The organism is Lysinibacillus sp. RC46 (assembly GCF_041262385.1).
Lineage (GTDB): Bacteria > Bacillota > Bacilli > Bacillales_A > Planococcaceae > Lysinibacillus.
Genome location: NZ_JBGCCF010000046.1, coordinates 1 through 20,693 on the forward strand (window position 1 = coordinate 1; position 20,693 = coordinate 20,693).

The following is a 20,693-nucleotide window of genomic DNA, read 5'->3' on the forward strand; positions in this document are numbered from 1 at the left end:
CACACCCGTTCCCATACCGAACACGGAAGTTAAGCTCTTTAGCGCCGATGGTAGTTGGGGGCTTCCCCCTGTGAGAGTAGGACGTCGCTAGGCAATGTAAACAGTCAGCTGAGTGCTGACTGTTTTTTTATAAAAAACCTTAATAATTTATCAATAATTCAACAAAACTTGCCTAAAATAAGACAGAGCTTAACGATCATTTATTCTAAATGTAGAAGAAATTAAAAAAGGCTATATTTTTCTCAGTGAAAAAAGGGCGAAAAGACTATCAGAGTTACTACCTTGAAAAATCTGAATTGTCTTTCTTTTATAAGTTTCTTGACAGTAGCTTAGCACGTTGTTAATCTTACAATTAATATTCTTTTAACTATAGGAGGACGTTACGAAAATGTGGGAAACTAAATTTGCCAAAGAAGGTTTAACTTTTGATGATGTATTATTAGTACCAGCGCATTCAGAAGTATTACCGAAAGATGTTGATTTATCAGTTCAACTAACACCGAAGATTAAATTAAATATTCCAATGATCAGCGCAGGCATGGATACAGTTACAGAGTCTAAAATGGCAATTGCTATGGCACGTCAAGGTGGTATCGGTATTATCCATAAGAACATGTCGATTGATGAGCAAGCTGAGCAAGTAGAAAAAGTAAAACGTTCTGAAAATGGTGTTATTACAAACCCATTTTTCTTAACTCCGACTCACCAAGTTTTCGATGCTGAGCATTTAATGGGTAAATACCGAATTTCTGGTGTACCAATTGTTGATAGTATGGAAAACCAAAAACTAGTAGGGATCATTACAAACCGCGACTTACGTTTCATTTCTGACTATTCTTTAAAAATTGAAGATGTTATGACAAAAGAAGATTTAATTACAGCTCCTGTTGGAACGACTCTAGAGGATGCTGAAAAGATTCTTCAACAATATAAAATCGAAAAGTTACCAATTGTAGATGAAGAAGGTAAATTAACTGGACTAATTACAATTAAGGATATTGAGAAGGTAATTGAGTTCCCTAACGCTGCAAAAGACATACATGGTCGTTTATTAGTAGGAGCAGCCGTTGGTGTTTCAAAAGATACAATGATACGTATTGAAAAGCTTGTTGAAGCACAAGTAGACATCGTAGTAATCGATACAGCTCACGGTCATTCTGAGGGTGTATTACAAACAATTCGCTCTATCCGTGAAGCTTATCCTGAGCTTGAAATTATCGCTGGTAACGTGGCAACAGCTGAAGGTGCACGCGCATTATTTGGGGCAGGTGCAGATGTAGTGAAAGTTGGTATTGGGCCTGGATCTATTTGTACTACTCGTGTCGTAGCTGGTGTAGGTGTACCACAAATTACAGCTGTTTACGATTGTGCAACAGTAGCTCGTGAGCTTGGTAAAACAATTATTGCTGATGGAGGCATTAAATACTCTGGAGATATCGTAAAAGCTCTTGCAGCAGGTGGTAACGTTGTAATGCTTGGTTCACTTCTTGCAGGTACTTCTGAATCTCCTGGTGAAACTGAAATCTTCCAAGGTCGTCGCTTCAAAGTATACCGTGGTATGGGTTCAATTGGAGCTATGGAAAAAGGTTCAAAAGATCGATACTTCCAAGAAGATGCGAAAAAATTAGTACCAGAGGGTATTGAAGGTCGTCTTCCATACAAAGGACCACTAGCAGATACAATTTATCAACTAATCGGTGGTATTCGTGCAGGTATGGGCTATTGCGGTTCAGCTAACCTTGAGTTCTTACGTGAAAATGCTCAATTTGTTCGTATGACAGGTGCAGGTCTACGTGAATCACATCCACATGATGTACAAATCACAAAAGAATCACCAAACTATTCGATGTAATATATTACTAGCAACTTTTATGCTTTCGAATCGTCTACAAAGATGACACGAGAGCATTTTTTTATGATATAGAGTGCGCACGGAAGTTACTATATATGATAAAATGTCGAGGACAAGATTATTTTTTGGAGGGCTTTAAAGGTGAAAAAGACAATGAACACTGTCATTCGCTTACTCCTAATTCCTGTTTTGTTATTTAGTGTTTTAGCAGGTATTCCGGCGAAGGCAAATGCAGAAACAGATTTAGGACTACATGTGGATGCTGCAATTTTAATTGACGCAGATTCAGGAAAAATTTTATATGAACAAAATGCAGATACTTCACTAGGTATTGCAAGTATGACAAAAATGATGACTGAATACCTGTTATTGGATGCAATTGATGCAGGTACAGTTAAGTGGGATCAGGAATATCACGTAACTGATTATACGTATAAAATGTCTCAAAACCGTGCATTAAGTAACGTACCATTGCGTAGAGATGGAACTTACAAAATTAAAGAATTATATGAGGCAATGGCAATTTACTCTGCAAATGCTGCTACAGTCGCTATAGCAGAAACAATTGCGGGTACTGAAACTGAGTTTCTAAAGCTAATGAATAAAAAGGCAGAAGAGCTTGGTCTTAAAGGCTATAAATTCGTAAACTCTACTGGTCTTAACAATGCAGATTTATTTGGTATGCAGCCAGCTGGTACTGGACCAAATGATGAAAACGTAATGCCTGCTAAATCTGTAGCTAAATTAGCATATCATTTACTAAAAGATCATCCAGACGTATTAAAAACGTCTAAAATTGCAGAAAAGAAGTTCCGTGAAGGTACAGATGATAGCATCGACATGATAAACTGGAACTATATGTTGCCGGAATTAGCGTACAAATATGAAGGCGTTGACGGATTAAAAACAGGTACAACAGACTTTGCGGGTCATTGCTTTACAGGTACAGCAGAGCGCAATGGTACACGTTTAATTTCTGTAGTTATGAAGGCTGTGGGAGAGGATCCAAAAAAAGCGCGCTTCGATGAAACAGCTAAATTGTTTAACTATGGTTTCTCACAATTCTCGAAACAAGAAATTATTCCTGCGAACTATAAGTTTAAAGATCAAGAAACAGTAAAAGTTACGAAAGGTAAAGAAAACAAAGTAGCGATTGCTGTTAAAGAACCAGTTTCATTTATGGTCAAGTCATCTGAGAAAGATTTATATAAACCTAAACTAGTTTTAGATAAAAAGAGTCTTGAAGCAGAGGTTAAGAAGGGTACCGTTGTCGGAAAGTTAGTTCTTGAACGCTCAGAAGGCACAGATTACGGTTTTATTGACGGTAAGGACCTTAAAGCTGATGTTGTCACTACAGAGGCTGTAGAGCGTGCTGGTGGCATCTCATTATTCTTCCAAGGTGTTGGTAGCTTCTTCGGGAACTTATGGAATGGTATTACTGACTTTGTTGATGGCTTATTTTAACAATTAATGTATAAAGAACATGTAGGTGTTTTAAAACATCTACATGTTCTTTTTCACATTTTTACGCTTTACTGCATACGCTATTAGGCGAAAGGATGTGGCTAAATGTGTGGCATTACAGGATGGGCTAGCTTTCAAAAGGATTTAAGAACAAGTAATGAAATTCTAAAGTTAATGACGCAAACGTTAAATAAACGAGGGCCAGATGATGAAAATATTTGGTGTAGTGAGCATATTGCATTTGGCCATCGTCGGCTAGCCGTCATAGATTTAATCGGTGGGAAGCAACCGATGAAAAAAGTACACGATGGTGCAAACTATGTCATTACATATAATGGCGAGCTTTATAATACAGAAGAATTAAGGAAAGAGCTGCAAAAGAGAGGGCATCTTTTTACAACACATTCAGATACGGAAGTATTATTAACTGCTTATATTGAATGGAAAGAGCAGTGTGTTGATTTTTTAAATGGAATTTTCGCTTTTGGTATATGGGATGAACAATCACAATCTCTGTTTTTATGCAGAGACCGACTAGGTGTAAAGCCTTTATTTTACACAGAACAACAAGACGGCTTACTTTTTGCATCCGAAGTGAAAGCATTATTAGCTCATCCATTGATTAAAACAACCGTTAATATGGAAGGGCTAGCAAATATTATGGCTGTAGGACCGTCCAGAACGCCCGGAAAATCACCTTTTCAAAATATTAATGAGCTACGTCCAGGATATGCAATGCGTTTCTCTAGAGAGGGTATACGAGTTTGGCAGTATTGGCAGTTACAGAGTAAACATCATGAAGAGTCATTAGAGGAGACAATCGATCATGTCCGTTTTTTACTAACGGATGCTATTGAACGACAGCTTGTTTCAGACGTACCAATCTGTACATTTCTTTCAGGGGGATTAGATTCCAGCATTATTACTGGCATTGCTGCAAACATGTTTCAGCAACAAAATAAAGGCAAACTCCATACGTACTCTATAGACTATGAGGATAATGAACGTTTTTTTAACCCACATGCTTTTCAAACATCCACAGATACGTATTGGATTCAAAAAATGACAGATACCTTTAGTACAACACACCATGCAGAGGAAATTTCCCAACAGCAATTAATCGATTTCTTAATAGAATCTGTCATCGTTAGAGATTCACCAGGGATGGCAGATGTAGATTCATCGTTATTATGGTTTTGTCGAGAAATTAAAAAGGATTTTACCGTTGCGCTATCAGGTGAATGTGCAGATGAAATTTTCGGTGGCTATCCATGGTTTACAGAAACGACTACAGGTTTTCCGTGGATTCGTTCATTGTCTGAAAGATCAACAATGTTACAAGAGCGATGGCGTAAGAAATTAAAAGTTGAATCATATGCACAACAGACTTATTCACAAACAATTGCTGAAGTACCATATCTTGAAGGAGAGAGTATTGAGGAAGTAAGGCAACGAGAAATGTTTTATTTGAATATGGTATGGTTTATGCAAACATTGCTGGAACGAAAAGACCGTATGAGCATGGGGGCGAGTCTTGAAGTTCGAGTGCCGTTTGCAGATCATCGTCTTGTGGAATATACGTGGAATATTCCTTGGGAAATGAAAAATTTAGATGGTATGGAGAAGGGTTTACTTCGTAAAGCAATGCAACATTTATTGCCAGAAGAAGTTTTATATCGGAAAAAGAATCCGTACCCTAAAACGTATCATCCAATTTATACAGCAGGCGTTCAAAAATGGCTCAGAGACATAATGGAGGACAAAAATTCAATTCTTTATGAATTATTTGAACGACAGAAACTAATAGAGCTAATTGAATCGGGTGGCAGTTCTTTCAAAGTTCCTTGGTATGGACAATTAATGGCAGGTCCACAGCTTTTAGCTTATCTGGGTCAAATTCATACATGGTTTGAACTTTATAATATCCAGCTAATTGAATCATAAGAATGAAGATAAAAGAAACACCAACCAACCTTTTAACGTGAGGTTGCTTGGTGTTTTTTCTGTATATCCCAACAGTTCATTAGCTTTTCGATAGAAGGTTCAATTTCATGCACAGGTATGCCTCCAAAACCTAGTAAAAATTGAGCTTTTGAGGGTGCGGAGTAATCCAGGCGATAATCAGATAATGGATAGATTCTGATTTCCGCATTGGAAGCAAGCTGCTGTAATTGCTTTTCAGACAAAGTATGTTGGACATCGAGTAAAATATGCATTCCTGCTTGCTCACCAGTGATGTTAATTTGATTAGAATAGTTTTCTAAAATAGAAGTGAGTTTTTCATGTTTTTTTCGATAAATCTTTCTCATTCGATTTAAATGCTTTGCAAAATGGCCGTCACGCATAAAATTAGCTACAATATGTTGATCGAAACGAGGTACTGTTGATGAATAGTAATTAAATACATCATTATAAGCAACAAGTAATTTTGGTGGAAGTACAAAATAAGCGACGCGCAAGGACGGCATTAATGATTTTGTAAATGTACTCATATAAATTACTTTATCATTTCGATCTAATGCATGAAGTGCAGGAATTGGTTTTCCAGTATAACGAAATTCAGAATCATAATCATCTTCAATAATGTATCGAGAGGAGCTTTGTGAGGCCCAATTTAAAGCCTGTGCACGTCTTGTAGCCGATAATACTGCTCCTGTAGGGAATTGGTGAGATGGCGTGATATAAACAACGTCAGCGCTAGTTTTTTCGAGCTCATGAATGACAATTCCTTCATCATCGACCGCAATTGGATAGACTTTTCGTTTATGCTGGGAAAACATACGATGCACAGCTGGATATCCAGGGTTTTCAAGGGCAAAACAAGTATTGTCACTAAAGAGTCGCAAAATCATTGGTAGAAGCTGTTCTGTTCCTGAACCGATGACAATTTGCTCGGGACTACAAACAACCCCGCGTGATTGAAATAAATAATTAGCAATCTCCGTTCGCAAAGATCGTTCTCCCTGAGGCTCACCTGTTAATAATAATTCCTTTGAGGCATCATCAAAGAGCTCTTTCGCATATTTCCGCCATGTTTGAAAAGGGAAGGCATCAATATCGATGGAACCAGGATTAAAATCTATCTTGTACAATTTTTTCTTAGGTTGTTCGTTTAAGGAAGTTATTGTTTCCTGCTGAATATACGGAAGCTCGTCAATTTCCTCTACAAAATAACCGACACGGGATTTAGACATAATATACCCTTCAGCAAGTAGCTGTGCATATGCAATTTCAATTGTTGTTTGTGAAATATTCAAAAAATCGGCTAATTTTCTTTTTGATGGTAATTTTTCTCCTACTGCTATTTTTTTTGTAATAATAGCTTCTTTAATGCCGCTATAAAGCTGATCGTAGAGCGGTTTCCCACCATTTTTTTCTAGTTGAAATAATAGCATGTCCATGTGCATTAATTCTCCTGACCTTACGATTATTTTATAAACTGGATATTTTTATATGGTCAATTTCAATTATACTAAATTTCATCATAAAGGTGGAGGTTAGAAATCATGAAACAAACAGGTACAGAATTAGTTAAGCGCGGGATGGCGGAAATGCAAAAGGGTGGCGTCATTATGGATGTCATTAATGCAGAACAAGCGAAAATTGCGGAAGCGGCAGGAGCTGTAGCTGTCATGGCATTAGAACGAGTACCATCAGACATTCGCAAGGCGGGGGGAGTTGCACGTATGGCTGATCCTCGTATTGTCGAGGAGGTATTGGGGGCAGTATCCATTCCTGTCATGGCTAAAGCACGTATTGGACATATTGTAGAAGCAAGAGTGTTAGAAGCAATGGGTGTCGATTATATTGATGAAAGTGAAGTATTAACTCCAGCAGATGAAGAGTTTCATTTATTAAAAAGTGATTACAAAGTGCCCTTTGTTTGTGGCTGTCGTGATTTAGGTGAAGCCGCTCGACGCATAGGTGAGGGTGCTTCCATGTTACGAACTAAAGGGGAACCGGGGACAGGTAATATTGTAGAGGCAGTTCGTCATATGCGTAAAGTGAATGCGCAAGTACGTAAGGTAGTTGGTATGACAGAGGATGAATTAATGACAGAAGCTAAATTGCTTGGTGCTCCTTTTGAATTATTAAGAGAAATTAAGCGTCTTGGCCGTTTACCAGTAGTGAATTTTGCAGCAGGTGGAGTTGCTACACCTGCTGATGCAGCATTAATGATGGAGCTTGGAGCTGACGGTGTATTTGTTGGTTCTGGTATTTTTAAATCAGAAAACCCAGAGAAATTTGCTCGTGCAATTGTTGAGGCTACTACGCATTATAAGGACTACAAGCTAATTGCTGAAATTTCAAAAGAGCTAGGTGTTCCGATGAAAGGCATCGATATTGCACAGCTTAGTCAAAATGAGCGTATGCAAGAGCGAGGCTGGTAAGATGAAGCGAATCGGTGTTTTAGCATTACAGGGAGCGGTACGAGAGCATGTGCAAATGTTAGAGTTTCTTGGATGCGAAGCGGTCTTAGTAAAACAAAGAGCTGATTTAGAGAAGCTTGATGGACTTGTCTTGCCTGGTGGAGAAAGCACAACGATGCGGAAATTACTGAATCGCTATGAGCTATTAGAGCCAATCCGCACACTTGCAAAGCAAGGTTTACCGATGTTTGGAACATGTGCAGGATTGATTTTATTGGCAAAGGAATTAGTAGATTATGAGTCACATTTAGCTGTAATGGATGTGGTAGTTGCACGGAATTCTTATGGACGCCAGGTAGATAGTTTTGAGGTTAAGCTCGACATACCTGAAATAGGTGCTGCCATTCCGGCTGTCTTTATACGTGCGCCACATATTGTTTCCGTAGGTGAAGGTGTTGAAATATTAGCAGAGCATGACGGGAAAATCGTGTTAGCGAAAGACGATCATTTATTAGGATGTTCCTTCCATCCTGAATTAACATCAGATGCACGAATTCTTGAATATTTTGTATCTTCTATGGTATGACTTGCAAAATTTCACTTCATATAGTACAGTATGGATAAAATTTAAATAACTGAACACGATGATGGGAAGTAGTAGCAAGCACGTTTTTTTTAGAGAGTCAGCGGGTGGTGGAAGCTGATAAAGGCACTTGTGAATCCGTCCTGGAGTTGCGCAGTCGAAGTTAATGAAGTAGGCTGTCGCCGGCTGAAATGCCGTTATGAGATAAGTGGATTAGACTAAGTACAAAGTGTCTAATCAATTAGGGTGGCAACGCGGGTAGCTCTCGTCCCTTTTTGGGGATGAGGGCTTTTTTGTGTTTTCTACTAAATATTTTCCCATCATTAAGAATCTACTGGAGGTATGACGATGTTAGATATTAAACGCGTGCGCGACAATTTCGCGGAAATTAAAGAAATGCTATTAACACGTAATGAGGATTTAGGAAACTTAGATGACTTTGAACAATTAGATGCAAAGCGTCGTGAATTAATTGCAAAAACAGAAGAACTTAAAGCTGAACGTAATAAAGTATCTGAGCAAATTTCGATCATGAAGCGTAATAAAGAAAATGCGGATGAAGTGATTGCACGTATGCGTCAAGTTGGCGATGAAATTAAAGATCTAGATGTCCAATTAAATGATGTAGAAGAACGCTTTAAAGATATGATGATGCGTTTACCAAACATTCCACATGCATCTGTACCAGTTGGCACAACAGAGGACGATAATGTAGAGGAATATACTTGGGGTGAGATTCCAACATTTGATTTCGACATTAAAGCACACTGGGATATCGCTACAGATTTAAAAATTGTAGACTTTGAACGTGGTGCAAAAGTGACTGGTAGTCGTTTCTTATTCTATCGAGGCCTTGGTGCTCGTTTAGAACGTGCATTAATGACGTTTATGATGGACTTACATGCGGAAGAGCATGGTTATGAAGAAATGCTACCACCTGTAATTGTCAATCGTGATAGCTTAACAGGTACAGGACAACTACCTAAATTTGAAGAAGATGTCTTTAAATTAGATGACACAGATTATTTCATGATTCCAACAGCAGAAGTACCTGTGACAAACTTCTATCGTGATGAAATTTTAACAGCTGAAGCATTACCACATGGCTTTGCGGCATATAGTGCATGCTTCCGTTCAGAAGCAGGTTCTGCAGGTCGCGATACACGTGGTTTAATTCGCCAACACCAATTCAACAAAGTAGAATTAGTACGCTTTGTAAAACCAGAAGAATCTTATGAACAGCTAGAACTTTTAACAGGTCATGCAGAAAAAGTACTGCAATTATTAGGATTACCATACCGCAAACTAAAAATGTGTACAGCTGATTTAGGTTTTACTGCAGCGAAAAAGTACGACTTAGAGGTTTGGATTCCAGCTCAAAATATGTACCGCGAAATCTCTTCATGCTCTAACTTTGAAGATTTCCAAGCACGCCGAGCAAATATTCGCTTCCGTCGTGAGCCAAATGCAAAACCGGAGTATGTACACACATTAAACGGTTCAGGTCTCGCAATCGGTCGTACAGTAGCAGCAATCCTAGAAAACTATCAGCAACAAGATGGAAGCGTAGTGATTCCAGAAGTATTAAGACCGTATATGGGCGGAAAAGAAGTAATTGCGCCAAAGTAAATTGAGTCGATAAATAAAAGAAAAACTACTGTTGAAAAATTTCATCTCAACAGTAGTTTTTCTTTTAAAAAAGTATGTTAGCACTCCATAGTTAAAATTCTTCATTTTCAACAACTAAAGCTTGTCGCGCCTTTTTCTCAGCCTTTTTCCGTTCGCGTAAAGCTCGGAAAAAATCGGTTAAGATTTGTCCACATTCCTCAGCTAAAATTCCTTCCGCTACTTCACATTCATGGTTAAAGCGCGCATCGTTTAATAACCGATAGAGTGAATCTACACAACCTGCTTTTATATCTCTTGCACCATATACGACACGTGGCACACGAGATTGCAAAATTGCACCTGCACACATAGGGCAAGGTTCAAGTGTCACATAAAGTGTTGTTTTTTCAAGGCGCCAGCTACCTATTTTTTTACAAGCCTCTTGAATAACCATTAATTCAGCGTGCGTCGTTGCATTTTGTGTTGTTTCTCGTAAATTATGAGCCTGTGCAATAATCTCTCCATCGTATACAAGCACAGCTCCTATTGGCACTTCTCCAAGTAAAGCTGCTTTCTTAGCTTCTTCCAGTGCACTGTTCATAAACAATCGGTCTGTTTCAAAAATATCCACTATGATCTCTCCTTATCACTTAGTGTATCTTGCTTAATTGACAATTGCTACTATCAAATATGTCTCGGCATAATTGGCCGGATTAAGTAGTAAGAAGTTAAAACGTTGACATTTCCAATACAACCATTTATATTTATATATGAATACATGCTCATATACAAATATAAAAAGGTTAGGGGTAAACTAAATGGATGAAAAATTACAAAATACAGAGGTTCAGATTAACAAAGAGCAACATTTAGATGAAGAAACGCTATTCGTCGTGTCTCAAACATTTAAAGCATTAAGTGATCCGACAAGAATTCGCATTTTAAATTTATTATGTACGGATGAACATTCAGTCAACGACATTGCTGAAATTTTAGATTTAGGTCAATCAACAGTTTCACATCAGTTACGTTTTTTGAAAAATTTACGGTTAGTGAAATATAGAAGAGAGGGCACAACCTTATATTATTCAACAGATGATGATCACATTATGAATTTATTGAAGCAAGCTATTGAGCATGCTGCACATAACTAGAGTTAATGGAGGGATAAAACATGGGACATAATCATGATCATGGCCATACACATGGTGCAAATAAAAAGATATTAATACTATCATTTATTATTATTACGAGTTATATGATTGTTGAAGCAATTGGTGGCTATTTAACTAATAGTTTGGCTCTTTTATCAGATGCAGGACATATGTTAAGTGACTCCATTTCATTAGCGATAGCCTTACTTGCTTTTATGTTTGGAGAAAAGGCAGCAAGCTATAGTAAAACATACGGTTATAAACGATTTGAAATTTTAGCAGCAGTATTAAATGGTGTGACTTTAATTTTAATTGCTTTATTCATTTTCTATGAAGCAATAGAACGTTTTGCAAATCCACCAGAAGTGGCAACAACAGGCATGTTGATTATTAGTACAATCGGTCTTTTGGTAAATATTTTGGTAGCTTGGATTATGATGCGCGGCAGTGATACAAAAGATAATTTAAATATGCGTGGAGCTTATTTACACGTATTAAGTGATATGCTTGGATCTGTAGGAGCCATCGTTGCCGCACTATTAATGATGTTCTTTGGTTGGGGTTGGGCTGATCCACTTGCGAGTGTTATTGTTGCCGCATTAGTATTGCGAAGCGGATACTATGTAACGAAGGCTGCTATCCATGTTCTAATGGAAGGAACACCTTCAAACGTTGATGTTCAAGAGATCATACAAACTATTGTACAAACAAACGGCGTTCATAGCATTCATGATTTACACATTTGGACAATAACAAGTGGAGCAAATGCACTTTCCTGTCATGCAGTTGTTGATGATCACCTAATAATTGCGGATAGTGAGAATATATTACGAGAAATTGAACATAATCTTGAGCATAAGGGCATAAAGCATGTAACGATTCAATTGGAAACAGTAGCGCACAAGCACGATAATTCAATTTTGTGTACAATAAAAAATGAGCAGTCGAATCATCACCACCATCATCATTAACTAAATTAAAAATTTTAAGCTTTGCATACCCTTCGTGGGTATAGTATGATGATTATGAAGTAGGAGGTGCATTTAATGGAGGATATAGTGAAAGAGGATGCTTGTCATACAGAGGAAGCTACGTCGTGTCGAAAAAGCCATCACCCTGAACGCGTAAAAAAAGATTTAACGACTCGTTTGAATCGAGTTGAAGGTCAAATCCGAGGTATTAAAGGGATGATTGAAAAAGACGTTTACTGTGATGATATTATTACGCAACTGTCTGCCACGCAGTCTGCTTTAAATAGCGTAGCGAAGATATTATTAGAAGGTCATTTAAAGGGATGTGTAGTAGATCGCCTATCAGAAGGTGATGAAGCAGTGTTAGACGAATTAGTAGTGACTATCCAAAAATTAATGAAGAAGTAAATTTTTTTAATAAATATATACCCCTATATAGTATCTAAATTAAAGGAGAGATATTTTATGCAAAACGTAACTTTAAACGTACAAGGAATGTCATGTGGACATTGTGTTAACTCAGTGGAAAAAAGTGTTGGAGCATTAGCTGGCGTTGAACAAGTAAAAGTAAACTTAGCTGATGGTTTAGTAGATGTAGCATTTGACGAAACACAAGTATCTCTAGACCAAATTAAAGAAGCAATCGACGATCAAGGCTATGACGTTAAATAATATAAGTAGGGTGCTCTTGTAGCACTCTCTTATTTTCAGTTTTATATACCCCTGGTTGGTATGTAGAGAGGAGAAATGATCATGAGTTCGGAAATAAAAGAAGCGAATTTGCAAATTACAGGTATGACATGTGCAGCCTGTGCTACTCGTATAGAAAAAGGTTTAAATAAAATGGATGGTGTAGAACAAGCGACAGTTAATTTAGCTCTTGAAAAATCATCCATTAAATATGATTCGACAAAATTAAATGAAGAAGATTTTGAAAAGAAAATTGAAGCACTTGGTTATGGTATCGTGAAACAAAAAGCGGAATTCAACATTACAGGCATGACATGTGCAGCCTGTGCTACACGTATAGAGAAGGGTTTAAATAAACTAGCAGGTGTATCCTCTGCGAACGTTAACTTAGCACTCGAAAAAGCTACTATTGAATTTAATCCATCTGAGGTGGCGATTGCAGATATCATTGCAAAAGTTGAGAAATTAGGATATGAGGCTCATCAAAAAGTAGATGAGCGAGAAACTGCGGATCATCGTGAACAGGCCATTAAACAACAGCAGAAAAAATTTATTTTATCGGCCATTCTTTCATTACCATTACTGTGGACGATGGTAGGACATTTTTCATTTACATCATTTTTATATGTCCCTGAATTTTTAATGAATCCGTGGGTACAAATGGTGTTGGCTACTCCTGTTCAATTTATCATTGGGAAGCAATTTTATGTGGGAGCCTATAAAGCTTTACGCAATGGTAGTGCCAATATGGATGTACTTGTAGTAATGGGAACATCTGCGGCGTATTTTTATAGCGTATATCAAGCAATTATTACTGCGGGGTCACATCATGCCCCTCACCTATATTTTGAAACGAGTGCCGTATTAATTACTTTAATTTTATTAGGTAAATTATTTGAGGCAAAAGCAAAAGGTCGCTCATCTGAAGCAATTAAAAAATTAATGGGCCTTCAGGCAAAAACGGCCATCGTTGTTCGTGACGGTGTAGAGAAAGAGGTACCGTTAGAAGAAGTAGTCATTGGTGACATTATTTTAGTGAAGCCTGGTGAAAAAATTCCTGTTGATGGTGAGGTATTAGAAGGAACAACAGCTGTAGATGAATCGATGTTAACAGGGGAAAGTTTACCTGTCGATAAAAAGCAAGGTGACCTATTATTTGGTTCTACTATTAATAAAAATGGCTTCATTAAAATGACAGCGACTAAAGTCGGTCGCGATACAGCCTTAGCTCAAATTATTAAAGTTGTAGAAGATGCACAAGGCTCCAAAGCGCCAATCCAGCGTTTAGCAGACCAAATTTCGGGCGTCTTTGTACCAATCGTTGTTGGCATTGCGCTTGTCACGTTTTTAATTTGGATTATTTGGGTACGACCTGGTGAATTTACGCCAGCACTTGAAGTATTAATTGCAGTTCTCGTTATCGCTTGTCCATGTGCGCTCGGATTGGCAACACCAACATCTATTATGGCGGGTTCTGGTCGTGCAGCGGAATTTGGTATTTTATTTAAAGGTGGAGAGCATTTAGAGCAAACGCAAAGCATTGATACAGTAGTTGTTGATAAAACAGGTACAGTGACACACGGTAAACCTGTTTTAACGGATGTCATGCTAGCGGCAAATCAAGACGAAGCACGCTTTTTATCTTTAATTGGTGCGGCTGAGAAGCAATCAGAGCATCCGTTAGCAGAGGCAATTGTTCAAGGAATTGCTGATCGTGGTATTGATCTAGGAGATGTTCAATTCTTTGAAGCAATACCAGGTTACGGTGTGCAAGCGACTGTCTCTGGTCAAGGCGTTGTCATCGGTACACGTAAATTGATGCAACAATACGGTATTCATATTGATGATATCCTACCAGCAATGGAGCAATTAGAGGAAAACGGTAAAACGGCCATGTTAGCTGCGATTAACGGTCAGTATGCTGGCCTAGTAGCGGTTGCTGATACAGTGAAGGATACTTCAAAAGAAGCGGTTAGTCGTCTACAAGAAATGGGCATTACCGTTATTATGATGACTGGTGATAATGAACGTACAGCACAATCTATTGGAGCAGAAGTTGGTGTGAATCATGTGATTGCTGAAGTTCTTCCAGAAGGCAAAGCGAATGAAGTGAAAAAACTGCAAGCTACAGGTAAAAAAGTAGCGATGGTTGGTGATGGCATTAACGATGCACCAGCACTTGCGACAGCGAATATAGGAATGGCGATTGGTACCGGTACAGACGTGGCCATGGAAGCAGCGGATATTACGCTAATTCGTGGCGATTTAAACAGTATTGCGGATGCTATCATCATGAGTCGTAAAACAATGCGCAACATTAAACAAAACTTATTCTGGGCATTTGCTTACAATTCATTAGGTATTCCAATTGCCGCAATCGGTTTACTAGCTCCATGGGTAGCAGGTGCAGCGATGGCATTTAGTTCCGTATCTGTCGTTTTAAATGCACTGCGTTTACAGCGAGTTAAATTATAAGGGTAACGATAGATCCACTTTGAGTGGGTCTATTTTTTTATTTATTTCAGCGGATGTCAAAGAATTGGTTTTGGCCTCCTATTTTAATAGAGAAATAGTTTGGTTCTGTTTTTCACTTTCTCACTATGATACAATGAAAAGCACTGATTTATTTCCTAAGCCTCTGGACGCAATTATGCCGAGGCATAATTGATATAATTATACAAACCTCGAGGACGGGGCAATTGACGATAGAATCCATAGAACATAAAGGAGGAGCTTCTGGTGACGATTCCATTTGTTACGGTAGAAGGTCCGATTGGTGTTGGTAAAACCTCTTTATCTAAAGAGCTTGCAACAACATTTAATTACCATCTATTAAAAGAAATAGTAGACGAAAACCCTTTTCTAAATAAGTTTTATGAAAATATAGAGGAATGGAGTTTCCAGACGGAAATGTTCTTCTTATGTAATCGCTATAAACAATTATCAGATATAAAAAAATTTCGTTTAATGCATGATAAACCTGTTGTAGCAGACTACCACATTTTTAAAAATTTAATATTTGCCAAGCGTACATTGCTACCAACTGAGTATGATAAATACGAAGAAATTTATAAAATATTAACGAAAGATATGCCTGTTCCAAATGTAGTTGTTTATTTACATGCCAGTGTTGATACGCTGATGAAACGTATTGCGATGCGTGGTCGTGAATTTGAAAAAATGATTTCACGAGATTACATGGAGCAACTAGTGGCAGATTATCATTCCTTTATCGAGCATTTTGAGAACATGCATCCCGAAATTCCTGTTATTCGATTTAATGGTGATCAACTTGATTTCGTAAAAAATTCAAATGATTTGAAATATGTATTACAAACAATAAAGGACACGTTACAACAAAGGAGCATGCAACAATGAATTTGAGAGAGAAATATGGTATTCCTCCACAAACGGTCATTACAATTGCTGGTACGGTTGGAGTAGGGAAGTCAACAATGACAAAGGCGTTGGCAGAGGCGTTAAATTTCCGTACTTCATTTGAAAAGGTGGATACTAACCCATATTTAGATAAATTTTATGAGGACTTTGAAAAATGGAGCTTCCATTTACAGGTGTATTTTTTAGCGGAGCGTTTTAAGGAGCAGAAACGAATCTTTGAATATGGCGGCGGGTTTATTCAAGATCGCTCCATCTACGAAGATACAGGCATTTTTGCTAAGATGCACTATGACAAAGGTACAATGAGCCCAACAGATTACGAGACGTATACAAATTTATTTGATGCGATGGTGATGACACCGTACTTCCCTCATCCAGATTTACTTGTCTATCTAGAGGGGCCAATTGATGCTGTAATCGGTCGTATTCAAGAGCGTGGACGTACAATGGAGCAACAAACACCGAATGATTATTGGATTGAAATGCATGACCGCTATGAGAACTGGATCAATAATTTTAATTCATGCCCAGTTCTACGTTTAGATATTAATGATTATGATTTATTAAAAAATCCTGACGCAATTGAATCAATTGTGAGCCGCATCAGTCATATGCTAAAACAAACAAGCCATTTACGTAAATAAAAGGTGTATTAAAGCTTATATTTCTAAAACGATTAGGAAGATAAATTTTGGCGTTCTGGCCGAAAGCGCAGCGACGTGCAGAAACAAGTAATTGAAGAAAATAAATGATCAAAAGACGTGAGACAATATGTAACCTATTGTGTCACGTCTTTTGAGTAGGAGGGATTGTTATAAGAATAGCGGTGTATTGCGGTTCTGGCTTAGGCATAAACCCAATTTATGCAGAGAAAGCAGCCGAGTTAGGAACTGTATTAGCTCAAAATGGTCATGGTGTCGTTTATGGTGGTTCGAAAACAGGACTAATGGGGAAAGTTGCAGATGCAGTATTAGAAGCTGGAGGAGATGTTATTGGCGTGATGCCAACTCATTTACAGCAGCGGGAAGTAGCACATGCCTCGTTAACAGAGATTCATTTTGTTGAGTCTATGCATGTACGTAAAGCCAAAATGGTAGAGTTAGCAGATGCTTTTATAGCTTTACCAGGTGGTGGTGGGACAATGGACGAATATTTTGAAGTGTTTACGTGGGCACAAATTGGACTACATGAAAAGCCTGTAATTTTATATAATGTAAATAATTTTTATGATGCGCTTTTACAACAACTTCAGAAAATGCTTGAAGAAGGTTTTATACGAACTGAGCAAAAGTCACTTGTTCATGTAGCTACTACATCGGAAGAAGTATTACATTTATTAAAAAAACATGGGTAATACGCCCATGTTTTTTCTGCAATAAATAATCTTTATAAGTTTTTTTATAGGGTTCATTACCATAAAAAATTTAGTTCGCTAATACAATGAAAGAGGTGTAGATTATGCAGACAATAGATACAGAAGTTACTGATGATCAAGTAGTGCTGGCAATTGAACGAAATATAGCCATTATCCGTTTTGATATGGAGCATAAAGTTGCCTATGTAAATGAACTTTTTGCTAAAACATTAGGCTATAAAGTTGAGGAAATGATAGGAAAAGATCATAAAGATTTTTGTTTACCGGAATTTGCGAATAGTATAGAATACGGAAAGTTTTGGCGAAATTTAGCTGCTGGCAATAGCTATCAGGATAAAATCGAAAGAATGGATGCAAGTGGAAATAGAATTTGGCTTGAGGCCACTTATATGCCTGTCTTTGCTATTAATTCAAAAAAGGTGATTGGCGTATCGAAAATTGCAACAAATATTACAGAACGCCAAAATGAAATTGTTAGTGTAGCTGATACATTAAAGGTTATGTCTAAAGAGCTTCATAGTCGTTCGGAGGCGGGCATTCAAAATAGCAAGGATTTACTGGAAACAGTGAAAGAGGTTTCACAAGAGTCTGCTGATAATGTAAGAAATCTTGCGCAGCTACAGAAGCAAGCTGAATCTATTAAAGGGATTGTGAAAACCATTCAAGAAATTGCTTCTCAGACAAACCTACTTGCACTAAATGCAGCTATTGAAGCAGCAAGAGCCGGTGAGTATGGACGAGGTTTTGATGTTGTAGCAAAAGAGGTTAGAAAGCTTTCCAAAAGGGTAGAGCAATCTATTTCAGAAGTAAAAGATAATGTTGAGGGCATTGAGCGAGAGATTGGACAAGTCACTGAAAGTATCACGCGTATAGCTGAAAGAGTTGAAAAAACAAATGGTCAAATTAATGTAACAACGAATGATTTTGCCGAAATTGCATCTGCAGCAGAGGCATTAGATGAACAATCAAGGCATTTTACCGAAATAATTTAATTCAATTTTTATATGTTTAATCAAGAAGAATAAAATAATTGCAAGAATTAGAGAAAAGGTTAACGTATGTAATAGCTAGTCTTCAAATGTAATATTTACATAATTTTCTGATATATATTGAAAAAGTAGCTGAGTTTTATTTACAATAATTGTGTAAAGCTTTCATAAATCATAATAGGGGTGTTATAGATGACAAAGGTGGAAGTAAGTTTTAAGCATTTGCCAACGACTGCAGTTTCAGATGCGACAGGAGGACATACGAATTTACGGAGTGATATTAAACCGTTAGCAGATCATTATAAAATTGCTGGCCGTGCAGTAACAGTGCGTTTACCAGATGGTGAAAATGGTGCAGTATTGGAAGCCATTCGAGTTGCTAAAGAAGGGGATATTTTAGTAATTGACGCTAAAGAGAATACCAATCGTGCAGTTGCTGGTGATTTTGTTCTTTCATTAGCGAAGGGTATAGGTGTACAGGGCTTTGTCGTTGATGGTGTTATTCGTGATATTGCAGCTATTCGTGAGCTAGACTTTCCTGTATTTTCACTTGGCACAACGGTAGCAGCTGGCAATAAAAACGGCGGTGGTCAAGTAAATGTTCCTATTGCTATTGGGGGCGTTTCTGTTCGCCCTGGTGATTATATTATTGGGGATGTTGACGGTGTCGTTGTCGTGCCACAGGAAGATGCAGAGCGTATTGTGGCAGCCGCTGAGGTAAAGCTCGAAAAAGATGACGTACGTGCTCAAGAGGCACATGCAAATGGAAAAGAATCTATTATTGCTTATTTAGATAAAGTATTAACTTCCTCCAGAAGAAGCTGAAAGAAGTTAAAGCCTAACGGCCGATTCCAGACGCAATAAAAAAACCCTCACGATGCCATCCATACATCGTGAGGATTTTTTTAATTTTTATGCTAAATTTTCATTATCTTTAAAGTAATTTTTCATTTTCTCTGAATCGAAACGGCCTTCCCATTTCGCCATTACTAATGACGCAAGTGAGTTACCAATTACGTTAACGACTGTACGTCCCATATCAAGAATACGATCGATACCTGCGATGAATGCTAAACCTTCAATTGGAATGCCGACAGTACCTAAAGTTGCTAGAAGCACAACGAAGGATACTCCTGGAACACCCGCAATCCCTTTAGATGTAACCATTAATACAAGCATTAACGTAATTTGTTCACCAATACTTAGGTGAATACCGTACATTTGAGCAATAAATAAAGCAGCAATAGCTTGGTACAGTGTAGAACCATCTAAGTTAAAAGAGTAACCGGTTGGAATAACAAAGGATACGATATCCTTTGGAGCACCTAGTTTCTCCATTTTCATCATAACTCGTGGTAACACAGCTTCAGAACTTGCTGTTGAGAACGCTAAAATCAGCTCATCTTTTAATACTTTAATTAAGAAGAAGATACTGATACCTGTAAATTTGGCCACAAGACCAAGAACGACAAAGATAAAGAATAGCATTGTTGCATAAACAAGTATAGCGAGTTTACCGAGTGGTATTAGTGAAGCGAATCCATATTTGGAAACGGTTACACCAATTAAACCAAATACCCCAATTGGAGCGAATTTCATTACGAGGTTAGTTACCCAGAACATGGTATCTGCTACCCCTTGGAAGAAGTTTAATACTGGTTTACCACGTTCGCCAATGGCAGCAACCCCTAAACCAAAAATAACTGAGAAGAAAATGATCGCAAGCATATCACCTTCAGACATTGCCTGAATGATATTTGTCGGTACTATGCCTACAATAATATCAAATGGTCCTTCATGCTGTACTTCTTCTGTAGTTGCAACGTATTTCGAAATATCTCCTTTAGAGAGCTCGTTCATGTTTACGCCCGCGCCTGGGTGGAATAAGTTTGCGGAAAGTAAACCAATTACAATTGCTACTGTTGTAATAACCTCAAAGTAAATAAGCGATTTCCCGCCTAATCGTCCAAGCTGTTTCATATCTCCAGTGCCAGCAACACCAACGATTAAAGTCGAAATAATAATCGGTACAACAATCATTTTAATTAGATGAAGGAAAATATCACCTAGAGGTTGTAGATATGTTTCAATTTTGGGGTTTCCGTAAAAGATACCACCAATAATAATCCCTAAAATCAAACCGACTAAAATTTGAGTGGCTAAACTGATTCTAAATTTCTTCTTCAAAACCTTAGTACCTCCTAATATTAAATTTTTAGGACTTGCCTTACTTTAATA

Annotated in this window: 19 protein-coding genes, 1 rRNA gene and 1 other annotated feature; of the genes, 17 read left to right on the forward strand and 3 right to left on the reverse strand. The window is 37.8% G+C overall.

What is annotated here, in order from left to right; genetic code table 11:
- The 4 genes from rrf to asnB all read left to right on the forward strand — a co-directional run.
- Positions 1-93, forward strand: a 5S ribosomal RNA gene (rrf, locus tag ABH966_RS25065); the annotation flags it as partial.
- 295 nt (positions 94-388) lie between these two features.
- Positions 389-1,852, forward strand: coding sequence for an IMP dehydrogenase (gene guaB, locus ABH966_RS25070; protein WP_370083265.1), 1,464 nt, complete (start codon positions 389-391; stop codon positions 1,850-1,852).
- 141 nt (positions 1,853-1,993) lie between these two features.
- Positions 1,994-3,316, forward strand: a complete 1,323-nt coding sequence (locus tag ABH966_RS25075) for a D-alanyl-D-alanine carboxypeptidase family protein (protein ID WP_370083267.1) — start codon at positions 1,994-1,996, stop codon at positions 3,314-3,316.
- Positions 3,317-3,421: 105 nt separating this feature from the next.
- The gene (asnB, locus tag ABH966_RS25080; RefSeq protein ID WP_370083269.1) at positions 3,422-5,260 is read left to right on the forward strand and encodes an asparagine synthase (glutamine-hydrolyzing); all 1,839 of its coding nucleotides are present in this window, start codon (positions 3,422-3,424) and stop codon (positions 5,258-5,260) included.
- Positions 5,261-5,292: 32 nt separating this feature from the next.
- Here asnB and pdxR read toward each other — a convergent pair whose 3' ends face one another.
- Complete coding sequence (pdxR, locus tag ABH966_RS25085; RefSeq protein ID WP_370083271.1) at positions 5,293-6,717, reverse strand: MocR-like pyridoxine biosynthesis transcription factor PdxR; 1,425 nt, start codon at positions 6,715-6,717, stop codon at positions 5,293-5,295.
- 105 nt (positions 6,718-6,822) lie between these two features.
- On the opposite strand from pdxR, the gene pdxS reads away from it, so the two are divergent.
- The 3 genes from pdxS to serS all read left to right on the forward strand — a co-directional run bounded on the left by pdxS (position 6,823) and on the right by serS (position 9,898).
- Positions 6,823-7,707, forward strand: a complete 885-nt coding sequence (pdxS, locus tag ABH966_RS25090) for a pyridoxal 5'-phosphate synthase lyase subunit PdxS (RefSeq protein ID WP_370083273.1) — start codon at positions 6,823-6,825, stop codon at positions 7,705-7,707.
- 1 nt (position 7,708) lies between these two features.
- Positions 7,709-8,272, forward strand: coding sequence for a pyridoxal 5'-phosphate synthase glutaminase subunit PdxT (gene pdxT / locus ABH966_RS25095; protein WP_370083275.1), 564 nt, complete (start codon positions 7,709-7,711; stop codon positions 8,270-8,272).
- A gap of 49 nt (positions 8,273-8,321) precedes the next feature.
- Positions 8,322-8,545 (forward strand) — a binding site (T-box leader).
- Positions 8,546-8,617: 72 nt separating this feature from the next.
- Positions 8,618-9,898 carry a serine--tRNA ligase gene (serS, locus tag ABH966_RS25100; protein ID WP_370083277.1) on the forward strand — a complete coding sequence of 427 codons (1,281 nt, stop codon included), beginning with the start codon at positions 8,618-8,620 and terminating at the stop codon, positions 9,896-9,898.
- 91 nt (positions 9,899-9,989) lie between these two features.
- On the opposite strand, the gene tadA is transcribed toward serS, so the two are convergent.
- Positions 9,990-10,508 (reverse strand): tRNA adenosine(34) deaminase TadA, encoded by a 519-nt coding sequence (tadA, locus tag ABH966_RS25105; protein WP_370083279.1) that lies wholly within the window; start codon positions 10,506-10,508, stop codon positions 9,990-9,992.
- Positions 10,509-10,695: 187 nt separating this feature from the next.
- Here tadA and ABH966_RS25110 point away from each other — a divergent pair, with 187 nt between their 5' ends.
- The 10 genes from ABH966_RS25110 to ABH966_RS25155 all read left to right on the forward strand — a co-directional run bounded on the left by ABH966_RS25110 (position 10,696) and on the right by ABH966_RS25155 (position 19,280).
- The gene (locus ABH966_RS25110) at positions 10,696-11,031 is read left to right on the forward strand and encodes an ArsR/SmtB family transcription factor (RefSeq protein ID WP_370083281.1); all 336 of its coding nucleotides are present in this window, start codon (positions 10,696-10,698) and stop codon (positions 11,029-11,031) included.
- A 20-nt stretch (positions 11,032-11,051) separates the two neighbouring features.
- Positions 11,052-12,002, forward strand: coding sequence for a cation diffusion facilitator family transporter (locus tag ABH966_RS25115; protein WP_370083283.1), 951 nt, complete (start codon positions 11,052-11,054; stop codon positions 12,000-12,002).
- A 75-nt stretch (positions 12,003-12,077) separates the two neighbouring features.
- Positions 12,078-12,410, forward strand: coding sequence for a metal-sensitive transcriptional regulator (locus tag ABH966_RS25120; RefSeq protein WP_370083285.1), 333 nt, complete (start codon positions 12,078-12,080; stop codon positions 12,408-12,410).
- Between the two features lie 57 nt (positions 12,411-12,467).
- Positions 12,468-12,674, forward strand: a complete 207-nt coding sequence (copZ, locus tag ABH966_RS25125) for a copper chaperone CopZ (RefSeq protein ID WP_370083287.1) — start codon at positions 12,468-12,470, stop codon at positions 12,672-12,674.
- An 81-nt stretch (positions 12,675-12,755) separates the two neighbouring features.
- Positions 12,756-15,167 carry a heavy metal translocating P-type ATPase gene (locus ABH966_RS25130; protein WP_370083289.1) on the forward strand — a complete coding sequence of 804 codons (2,412 nt, stop codon included), beginning with the start codon at positions 12,756-12,758 and terminating at the stop codon, positions 15,165-15,167.
- Between the two features lie 264 nt (positions 15,168-15,431).
- A complete protein-coding gene (locus tag ABH966_RS25135) occupies positions 15,432-16,070 on the forward strand; it encodes a deoxynucleoside kinase (RefSeq protein WP_370083291.1) in 639 nt (212 codons plus the stop codon).
- Positions 16,067-16,735: a deoxynucleoside kinase gene (locus tag ABH966_RS25140; RefSeq protein ID WP_370083293.1), complete on the forward strand. Its 669-nt coding sequence runs from the start codon at positions 16,067-16,069 to the stop codon at positions 16,733-16,735. The genes ABH966_RS25135 and ABH966_RS25140 overlap by 4 nt, the downstream gene beginning before the upstream one ends.
- Positions 16,736-16,917: 182 nt before the next feature.
- On the forward strand, positions 16,918-17,445 hold the full coding sequence (locus ABH966_RS25145) for an LOG family protein (protein ID WP_370083295.1): 528 nt from the start codon (positions 16,918-16,920) through the stop codon (positions 17,443-17,445).
- A gap of 104 nt (positions 17,446-17,549) precedes the next feature.
- Positions 17,550-18,458, forward strand: coding sequence for a methyl-accepting chemotaxis protein (locus ABH966_RS25150; protein WP_370083297.1), 909 nt, complete (start codon positions 17,550-17,552; stop codon positions 18,456-18,458).
- Between the two features lie 189 nt (positions 18,459-18,647).
- Positions 18,648-19,280, forward strand: coding sequence for an RraA family protein (locus ABH966_RS25155; RefSeq protein ID WP_370083299.1), 633 nt, complete (start codon positions 18,648-18,650; stop codon positions 19,278-19,280).
- Between the two features lie 87 nt (positions 19,281-19,367).
- On the opposite strand, the gene ABH966_RS25160 is transcribed toward ABH966_RS25155, so the two are convergent.
- A complete protein-coding gene (locus tag ABH966_RS25160; protein WP_370083301.1) occupies positions 19,368-20,642 on the reverse strand; it encodes a cation:dicarboxylate symporter family transporter in 1,275 nt (424 codons plus the stop codon).
- Positions 20,643-20,693 lie beyond the last annotated feature (51 nt).